The following is a 9,516-nucleotide window of genomic DNA, read 5'->3' on the forward strand; positions in this document are numbered from 1 at the left end:
CATGTCTCAATTGAAAACATAAGGAAAACAGGCATTTAAGCTATAATAACGGCAAATTGATGTTAGAATTGAATGGTCTGAAAAACGGTGAGGATTACTAAAATTGCGTTATGAGTCTTCTACTCTAACCAACTGAGCTATGGGCGCTCATTCCACCAAAAGGCAGCATGATTTGAGGTTGCAATTTTACACAAATCCATTTGAAATCTAAAATAGTATTTGCAAAAGTTTGGAACTAGTGCCTCTAGATAGAGATTTAGATCTCTATATACCAAATTCTGGGTATTGTTTGGACTAAAGCAACCAAATAGCTTTGTTAATTACAAGTAACCTTTTTTAAGATAATATTATGGGAACAAGTCTTAACTGTATGAAGAAAATTTTATTATTATGCCTGCTCACATTTTCATTGGGAGCGTGTAAGAAAACAGAGACTGTGGCTGAAATTCCAAAGTCTTCAGACAAAACGATCACCTCTGTGACACTTTTAACAGCCGACAACCCTGCACTACCAGGGGACGTTACGGGTCTTGTCAACGCCGGCACTGTTAAGTTCGACATTCCAGGAAACGTAATTGAACGTGAATTCGTTTTGACCTTCAAGTTGGCAGCAAAATCGAAATTATATGTAGGTACCGTGGAACAAATCAGCGGTACAACAAAAGTTAACTTCGCAAACACAGTAACTTTCACGGTGAAAGCAGAGGATGGCACTAGCTCTGACTACGCTGCTCAAGTTATTAAATTGGGAATTTCGCCCTTGGCCAATGTGAATAATACAACTTCCTATTATTACAAATCCAATGCTAAAACCTGGATCAATTATGCTACGAAGGTGCCCCAGACATTGAAATTTTATCCCGGGGGATATCTGGCGAGAGCTTTTTATGACTTTGATAAGGATGGCGATGAGGATCTTTTAATGGGGAATTTAAGTTACATTGATGGAGTAGGTCTATCTAGTACTCCTAGACCGATCAATTATCTATCGAATGATGGCGGGGTATATGTCGAAAAATCTTCAAGTAAGCTGGTGGGCACACCTGGCCTTGTCCATCCACGTAAAGCCATTTTAGGAGATTTTGACAAGAATGGCTGGATGGATGCAGTCTTAGTGGGCCATGGATATGACAAGCCGCCCTTTCCTGGTGAAAAGGCGAAGCTGTTGATGAACAATAATGGGGTGTTCACCTCCTCAGACATGGGATTTGAAGGTAGTTTTTATCACTCTGCGAGTTCGGGTGATATAGACAATGATGGAGACATTGATGTATTCTTCACGGATACTAAGGGTGTTTCGAAACTTTTTACCAATGGAGGTTCGGGAAACTTTTCACTCAATACTGATATTTTCCCTTCAACTGTATCTAATCTTAACTATTTTACTTCGGAAATTTATGACCTTAATAAAGATGGCTACTTAGATCTTGTAATTGCAGGGCATGAACACGAAAATGCGAAAACTACTGTGTTTTGGGGTAGTTATTTAGGTAAGTATTCAACTAGCAATTCCAATGTAATTACAGGTATCTCACAATGGGGAATCGTTATAGATATTAACTTTATAGACGTTAATGGGGATGGAAAAGAAGATATTATTTTGGACAGACAGGGAGATGGTACGGGTGCCCAAAAAATCTATCATGGTTTGAATATTCAAATTCTAACTCAAAATGCGAATGGCTCTTTCACTGACGCAACCAGCTCACTTATTACCAATAATATTGTGTTAACTGATAGTAGGCTAAGCTGGTTTTGGGTTGATTGGTTAAGGTGTTTTGATATAGATAATGACGGAGATAAAGACATTGTAACAGAGGATAAATACTATAATTTACAATGGCGAAATGACAACGGTAAATTTGTGAAATTTTAACTCTCACAATACAACCTAAGTTTTTACACCACCTTGGGGACCTTTTAGGTTCTTTAATTAATTGATTGACTAAAAGAAGGGAGATAGATTTCTCCCTTCTCAATTGTTGCCCCTTATACTGCAGTCAGATAGGAGCTAGGTTTTTAATATTTATATACCCACTATGTGATATTCCAAGCTACCTTTTTTAAGGCAACATCATTGGCCTTTTAAAGGAATAAGGTTGAGTTAGAACCAAAAAATCCCATCCGTCCAAGTGTCCTAAAATATTCGTAACGACTCCTTTTAAGGGGAAATGCAAGTCATTTCGTAAAAAAAGGACATATCATAATCATTAAACCCGGACTTCACTCCTCCATCAAGCAGATCGGTGAGATTAGTTTCAGATTAAAAAGTTTGTTGTTGAATCAAGGATCGATACAAAGTTAGCGAAGGTCAGCTAAGCTACAAAACAACAGTAAAAGCTTCAGAGCGGCCAAAGATCAACCAATCCGACGACTTGCATAGGCTGCTCCTAGAGAACTGGAATAACCAAGTGAACAATCATCGCTCATTTCCGCCTGGGGCGGACTGATTTGAGGATGAAATTTTACTCTTGCGCTCCTCAACCGACTACGGCTGAACTTTTGGGGCCATACTCCGAATTTTAAGTGCTTATTAAAATCATTTGCGGCTTATAAATAATTGTTAAATTCATATGATATAATGGAGACCAGCGACCATTCAAAAAAACGGGGTGCCACCGAAAAACCACACGAGTAGGAACTAAGATTTGAAAATATGCCAAAATATGTAATTGAAAGAGAAATTCCCGGAGCGGGAAAATTGACTGCCGAACAATTAAAGGGCATTTCGCAAACTTCTTGTGGTGTCCTAAGTAATATGGGACCTCAAATACAATGGCTTCAAAGCTATGTGACAAATGATAAAATCTACTGCGTCTACATAGCACCAAATGAAGAAATGGTTCGTGAACATGCAAAACAGGGAGGCTTTCCAGCGAATTCCGTAAGTGAGGTAAAGATGATTATTGATCCAACAACTGCGGAATAATGCAAGCGCGTAAACAGTGAATACCCGATTACTCATGTCTGCGAGTGCTTTCTTTCTTGGAATAGTTGGAATAACACTTTCATTACTTCCCCAGGAAGTTGAAAATTATTTTGACTTACCTGCAGGCAGTTCTATAGTTCTACAATTAGGCGGGGCTCTTTATTTTGGCTTCGCGATGTTGAATTGGATGGCCAAAGGGAACTTAATAGGCGGTATTTTTAGCAAACCAGTGGCTGTCGGAAACTTTGGACACTTCTTTGTTGCAGGATTGGCTTTGCTTAAATACACCTACAGACTTCCGAGTATATCTTATATCGCTATAACGGCGCTGGTTATATATTTGGCTTTTGCATTACTGTTCGGCTATGTGGTTTTTGTTAATCCTGTTTCGAATGTCAATCCAGCATCAGGTAAAAAGTAAAAAACAAGTATTTTCGTCCTGCAAGGGAATAAGGAAATAATGTAAAAGCTGAAATGCAAGCGAACGGAATTACAAAACATGGAACAAATATACATCACCGACAAAACCTTGGAAAAGTCTGATTTTAAAAGCACTCCACCAACAAAAGGAGAATATGAGGATTGCCGCTTTCTCAACTGCGACTTTTCTAATTTGGATCTTTCCGAATTCAAGTTCAGTAATTGTGAGTTTTCAGGTTGCAATTTAAGTCTGGCTAAACTAACGAAAACCGCATTGCGGGATATCAAATTTCGGGATTGTAAAATGCTGGGATTGCATTTTGAAGGTTGTAACGAATTCGGACTTTCCTTTAGCTTTGAAAACTGTAGTTTAAATCATTCGGTGTTTTACAAGCCAAAAATCAAAAAAACAAAGTTCAGCAATACACAATTACAGGAAACGGATTTTACAGAGTGTGACCTGACCGGTTCGCTGTTTGAGAATTGCGACCTGACTAGAGCAACTTTCGACAAAACGATTATTGAAAATGCAGATTTTCGAACGTCCTATAACTATTCAATAGACCCGGAAATTAACCGGATTAAAAAAGCCAGGTTTTCAATTCATGGAATTTCGGGACTTTTAGAAAAGTATGATTTAATAATTGACGGCAATGTATAATGCAACACTGAAAAATTTGGAAGGAAAAATTGGAGACCAATCCGACAGAAATTAATAAAGTTTAAGCCGCCTCTTTCAAATCAATACGTGAACGTCAATCTTCCATAAACACCCCGCTCAATCTGTCTTGGTGACGGTGCAGAAGGAATGAACTCACGGTGTTGATCATCAAGTAGATTCTGGCCCACCAGATTGAATTCGAAAAAAGTCAGGAATTTCATACCCAGCCTTAAATCCAGACTGCCATAAGCAGGGACATAAGGCCTTGGCAAATTATCGATATAACGGTAAGTAACGCCTAAATCGAAGCGCTCGCTAAACTTAAAGTTTGACTGGAATTGTAACTGGTAACCGGGATCGTTGCTCTCCGCTGATGCTTTATTTAAGTCACGGCTGGTTGACTTCACTTCAAGTTCTTTACGGAATAAGGTGTAGCCACCCTTCAGATACCACCAATCGTTTACTTTATAAGTACCAGCCAACTCGGCTCCATAACTTATTCCTTTTACTCCGTTTCCGAGTGTAATATTAGGACGGACAGCAGGCGGAGTTGGCGGCTCAGCGCTCCTGATAAAATCATACTGATTATAGAAAGAAGACAGCGATAAAGACAATTTATCTATCAACTGGCCCCTCCATCCTAATTCGTAGGCCACGACAGTCTCCGATTTAAAATCCTCTCCCCCACTTAAAAAAACTGTTGTTGGATCTGCGTAAATCACGATATCTTCATCTAAGCGTGAAGGGGTTTTAACCGCCCTTGAAACCGCTCCCCAAATTGTCTGGTTCTTCGCGGCTGAAATGCTTAACCTGGCGCTTGGCTGAATCTCAATCCCGGTGAAGTTGTTATGCTCAACTTTTGATCCTATGGTGAACTTGATTTTATCTTCAGCAAATGAAATCTGATCCTGTACAAAAACGCTGTATAGATTCAAAAAGCGTTCAGCAGGCAAAAACTTAGAAAGCGGCAGATTATCCACCTCATGGTCCCGTATCCGGATGTTTGCACCAAAAGAAAGGATATGCCTTTCGCCTACTGAAAGACGGTTATCCCAATCGAGATCATATATTCTCAATCGCTCTCCTAAACCGGTTGGATAAAGTCGTTGCGTATAATCATAGTATGCCTGCAACTGGAAATCATATTTATCGCTGCTCTTTTGGTTCCATCGGAGTATCGTGTTATCGCCTATAGCCTTGCCTTTAGTCGCAATTGCATTCGGATTAGGCCTCGTCTTATAAATATTTTGCTGCAGGGATAAATTGGTTTTTGCCGAAGGTGCCCAATCTACCCGAAAGCCCCCATGCATGCTCGACCATTTGTCTTTGGATTCCAATCCGGTATTTGCTTCAATTGTATTCCCCATTTTAAACCCGGTACCAAATAACCTGAAGGTAACATTCTCGTTTAAGTTTCCTCCGTAACGCAGGCTGCCAAGGCCTTCTACCGTATTGCCGGTGACAACTTCCGCGAATATCCCTCTGGTGTCTCTTGAGCTTTTAGTAATAATATTGATAACTCCGTTGACTGCATTTGCACCCCATTGAGTTCCTCCTGGCCCACTGATCACTTCAATCCGTTCTACATCTTCAAGTATCAGGTTTTGAATATCCCAGAAAACTCCTGCATACAAAGGCGTGAATACGGTCCGGCCATCGATGAGAACCAACAGCTTATTAGCTAATACATTAGTAAATCCACGCGCACTAATTGCCCACTGGCTGGCGTTGACCTGCCCAACCTGTAAATTGCTTGCCAAACGTAAGGCCTCAGGGAGAGTTTTAACACCCGAATTACGAATATCTTGCTGAGTGATAACCTGAATGGCAGAAGCAACTTCACGTATGTCTTCCGGGCGTCTGGAGACTGATGTAACTTCTATATTCATCAAATCTTCCAAACTTAGTCTCTTTATCTCAGCGGCTGACAAAGTGTCCTCCTGGGCATAAATGGAAGCTGGCGCCGTCAGTAATGCGTATAAAAAGAATATACAGTAAGCGAATTTATTTTTAATTAGTATAGTGCTATCTTTCATCCTAAATCTCAACAGCCGATGCGCTAATTAAACATCAATTGTTGTACAATGCCTTATTTTTAGAAATGTATATTTGCAAATATATCATTAAATGGAGATTGTGACCAACAATCCGTCAGTCAATTTGTCTTAATTAAATAGATGTTTAATAGTTTTGATTTGCTTAGGCAGGGATTCGGTATGTTTAAAGATGACTGGCTGACACGATTAAAGAGTTGGCCAATAGCTATTGCTATAATCTTTTTGCTCCCATTTGACTTGGCTGCGCAAACACCGTCAGCGACCGAATATCAATTAAAGGCAGCTTTTATTTACAATTTTACCCGGTTCGTGGACTGGCCTCCATCACCTACCCCCCGCTCAAATACAGCACCCTTTGTAATCAGCGTGCTCAACGAAGATCGTTTAGCCGATAGAATTCTCGAACTGGTAAAGGGTGAGCAGCTGAATGGCCGGCCTATTATAGTCAGACGCCTTGACAACAGGTCTGAAATAACAAATTGCAATATTCTCTATGTTTCTGTCCGGGATGCATCCGATATGAAAAATCAGCTTACAGCCATAAACCGTCGGGGTATACTTACAGTAAGCGACAATCCAAATTTTGCCCGCTGGGGCGGATTAGTCAGGTTTTTCAAAGAAGACAACAAACTGCGAATGCAGATAAATATCGAACAAGCCCGGGCGGCTAGGTTTAGCATGAGTTCCAAACTTCTGAGCATTTCAAGTATTTACGATTCAAAATAGTCTATGACATTTAAGGACGTATCGATAAAGCAGAAAGTCATGCGGAGTATATTATTTACTTCGACAGCCGCCCTGCTTTTAATGTCAACATCCTATATTATCTTTGAATACCTAAGTTTTAGGGAATCCACACGGGAAAAAGTCTCTACCCTTGGCTTAGTAATAGCGTCCAACAGTTCCGCAGCACTTGCTTTTCATAGTAAAGAGGACGCCATTGAGATCCTCAGCGCACTTGATGCTGATAAGTATATTAATGCCGCCTGTATTTACGATGCGGAAGGGAACGTTTTTGCTAAGTATCCTGATACAGCCAGCGATACTACTTTTCCCTCCAAGCCTGAAAGCAATGGGTACTCCTTTAAAACCACTTCTATTGAGGGTTTCGAACCGATTAGCCAGGAAAAGTTGTTCTTAGGCACATTATATATACGCTCGAGCCTGGATGGACTCAATGCTCAACTGCGCTTTCATATCCTGGTGGCTTTATTTCTTATCGTCCTGACCTTGACGCTTGGATATTTTCTATCCAGGATGTTCGAAAAGACTATTACAGACCCGCTCATTTCTTTGGAGAATACTGCCAGGAGTATTTCCGTAAAAAAAGATTACTCAATTCGTGCTGATAAATGGGGCAACGACGAAGTAGGTTCCCTAACAGATGCGTTTAATTATATGTTAAGCCAAATTGAGGCGCAAAATGAAAAGATTGTAAAGAATGAAGAACACTTGCGTGTAGCTACGCAATCGGCCGAACTGGGTACTTTTGAATTTGACCTTAAATCAGGAGAACTAAGCTGGGACCAGCGCTGCAGGGAACTTTTCGGAATTTATACTAATGAACCCGTAAGTTATGATGGAAATTTTCTGCCTGGGCTTCATGAAGAGGATAGGGAACGAGTATTAGTGGGGATACAGAATGCACTTGACAAGGAACTGACAGGTGGCGAATTTGATATGGATTACCGCACTGTCGGAAGTACTGATAAGCGATTGCGATGGGTCAAAGCAACAGGAAAGGTGTTTTTTGATGAACAAAATAAACCGGTACGTTTTATCGGCTCTGTACTTGACATCACACAGCAAAAGTTGGATGAACAGCGGAAAAATGATTTTATCGCAATCATCAGCCACGAGCTGAAAACCCCCCTAACCAGTATCAAATCGTATGTGCAGCTTGTCTTGAGCAAAACCAAACAAGGCTCAGATGCTTTTGTGATAAATGCGCTAACAAGGGCGGACATTCAGGCCAGCAAAATGGCATCTATGATTAAAGATTTTCTTAACCTGGCCCAGATTGAGCAGGGGCAACTGAAACTTATAAAAGAAACCTTTGACCTGAGCGCCCTCCTTCATGAATCCGTGATTGAGGCAAAACTATTAAACAGCTCACACCATATCGAACTGGATTCATGTAAAGATCTTCTGGTAACTGCTGATAAAGACAAGATTGGGCAGATTCTGATAAACCTCATCAGCAATGCGGTAAAGTATTCCCCTAACAAAACTACCATAACCGTGGGCTGCGGAGTTGAAGGCTCCATGGTAAAAATTTTCGTCAAAGACCAGGGCCACGGAATTAGCTTTAATGACCAGAAGAAATTATTTACCAGATTCTACCGGGTGGAGAATGAAAAAAGCAAGACTATTTCCGGATTTGGAATAGGGCTTTTTATCGTTTCTGAAATACTTCGGTATCATGATAGTAAGATTCAATTAAATACGGTGGAAGGCAAAGGTTCGGAGTTCTATTTCTATCTGCCAAAACTTTCCACAAATGCTTTAGAAGCTTAAGTCAGATATTAAGGTTCTATTCTATAAGTTGTAGCTTGCAGCCATCAAGAACCTTTTTCAGAATAAGGAATGAATACTCAAAATATTAAAAACATCATTTTCGATTACGGTAATGTAATTTTCCGGATCGATTTTAAACGAACCCAGCACAGTTTTACCGAACTTGGCATTGAAAACGTCGAACGTTTTTTTGCACACACAGGCCACGACCCTTTATTTGATGAATTTGAACAGGGCCTTATCTCGTCGCAACAGTTTCGGGATGGCATCCGCAGGATCACAGAGAAGCCCGATTTATCAGATGAAAAAATTGATTTGGCCTGGAATACACTTCTGATAGGCGTTCCGGAAGGTACACACGAGCTCCTTTTGAAAGCCAAGAAAAAATACCGCACCTTCCTCTTGAGCAATAATAATGAGATACATTATAAATGGATCATGGAGTATCTTAAAAATGAATTCCATCTTCCCTCAAATGAAGTTTTCTTCGAAAAGGATTATTATTCCCATCTAATGAAAATGCGGAAACCTAATCCCGATATATTCCAGTTCGTCCTGGACGCTCACAATCTTGACCCGGCAGAAACCTTGTTTATTGATGACAGTCCGCAACACATTAAAACAGCGGTTGGTTTGGGGCTACATACACATTTATTGACGGCGGAGGAAACCTTGGATGGGTTTTTATACGGAACGGGACTTTTGGAAAGGGAATAAGTGTTCCAAAAAACAATTCCATCCCTCCCACTGTTATCCCCATATGCCAAATCCAACAGAACAGCCAACACTTGTGGGAACATTAAACAAGTTGAAAGAAGAGGGATTCACTCATGATTTCAACATCCACAATAACGAGCTTAGGAGTGGTGATATCACTCTGAGCCCGAGAGAATTTGAAATAGTTAAAGTATATCGTTTTGAAGGCGCAAGCG

General features: G+C 40.4%; 8 protein-coding genes. 7 read left to right on the forward strand and 1 reads right to left on the reverse strand.

The features are described 5' to 3' along the window. Positions 1-370 precede the first annotated feature (370 nt). The 4 genes from WBJ10_RS15595 (at position 371) to WBJ10_RS15610 (ending at position 4,010) form a co-directional block, all read left to right on the forward strand. Positions 371-1,876 (forward strand): FG-GAP repeat domain-containing protein, encoded by a 1,506-nt coding sequence (locus tag WBJ10_RS15595; RefSeq protein WP_424291938.1) that lies wholly within the window; start codon positions 371-373, stop codon positions 1,874-1,876. Between the two features lie 780 nt (positions 1,877-2,656). Further along, positions 2,657-2,929, forward strand: coding sequence for a DUF4242 domain-containing protein (locus WBJ10_RS15600; protein ID WP_424291940.1), 273 nt, complete (start codon positions 2,657-2,659; stop codon positions 2,927-2,929). A gap of 34 nt (positions 2,930-2,963) precedes the next feature. Continuing rightward, a complete protein-coding gene (locus tag WBJ10_RS15605; protein ID WP_424291942.1) occupies positions 2,964-3,350 on the forward strand; it encodes a hypothetical protein in 387 nt (128 codons plus the stop codon). A gap of 78 nt (positions 3,351-3,428) precedes the next feature. Continuing rightward, the gene (locus tag WBJ10_RS15610) at positions 3,429-4,010 is read left to right on the forward strand and encodes a pentapeptide repeat-containing protein (protein ID WP_424291944.1); all 582 of its coding nucleotides are present in this window, start codon (positions 3,429-3,431) and stop codon (positions 4,008-4,010) included. Positions 4,011-4,090: 80 nt separating this feature from the next. On the opposite strand, the gene WBJ10_RS15615 is transcribed toward WBJ10_RS15610, so the two are convergent. Beyond that, positions 4,091-6,046 carry a TonB-dependent receptor plug domain-containing protein gene (locus WBJ10_RS15615; RefSeq protein WP_424291946.1) on the reverse strand — a complete coding sequence of 652 codons (1,956 nt, stop codon included), beginning with the start codon at positions 6,044-6,046 and terminating at the stop codon, positions 4,091-4,093. A 141-nt stretch (positions 6,047-6,187) separates the two neighbouring features. Between WBJ10_RS15615 and WBJ10_RS15620 the strand changes: the two genes are divergently transcribed. The 3 genes from WBJ10_RS15620 to WBJ10_RS15630 all read left to right on the forward strand — a co-directional run bounded on the left by WBJ10_RS15620 (position 6,188) and on the right by WBJ10_RS15630 (position 9,301). Beyond that, positions 6,188-6,793, forward strand: a complete 606-nt coding sequence (locus WBJ10_RS15620; protein ID WP_424291948.1) for a YfiR family protein — start codon at positions 6,188-6,190, stop codon at positions 6,791-6,793. A gap of 3 nt (positions 6,794-6,796) precedes the next feature. Next, positions 6,797-8,584 (forward strand): ATP-binding protein, encoded by a 1,788-nt coding sequence (locus WBJ10_RS15625; RefSeq protein ID WP_424291950.1) that lies wholly within the window; start codon positions 6,797-6,799, stop codon positions 8,582-8,584. A gap of 69 nt (positions 8,585-8,653) precedes the next feature. Then, entirely contained in the window at positions 8,654-9,301 is a 648-nt protein-coding gene (locus WBJ10_RS15630; protein ID WP_424291952.1) for an HAD family hydrolase, read from the forward strand. The last annotated feature ends 215 nt before the right edge of the window (positions 9,302-9,516 follow it).

The sequence above is a fragment of the Daejeonella sp. genome (genome assembly GCF_049655485.1).
GTDB lineage: Bacteria > Bacteroidota > Bacteroidia > Sphingobacteriales > Sphingobacteriaceae > Daejeonella.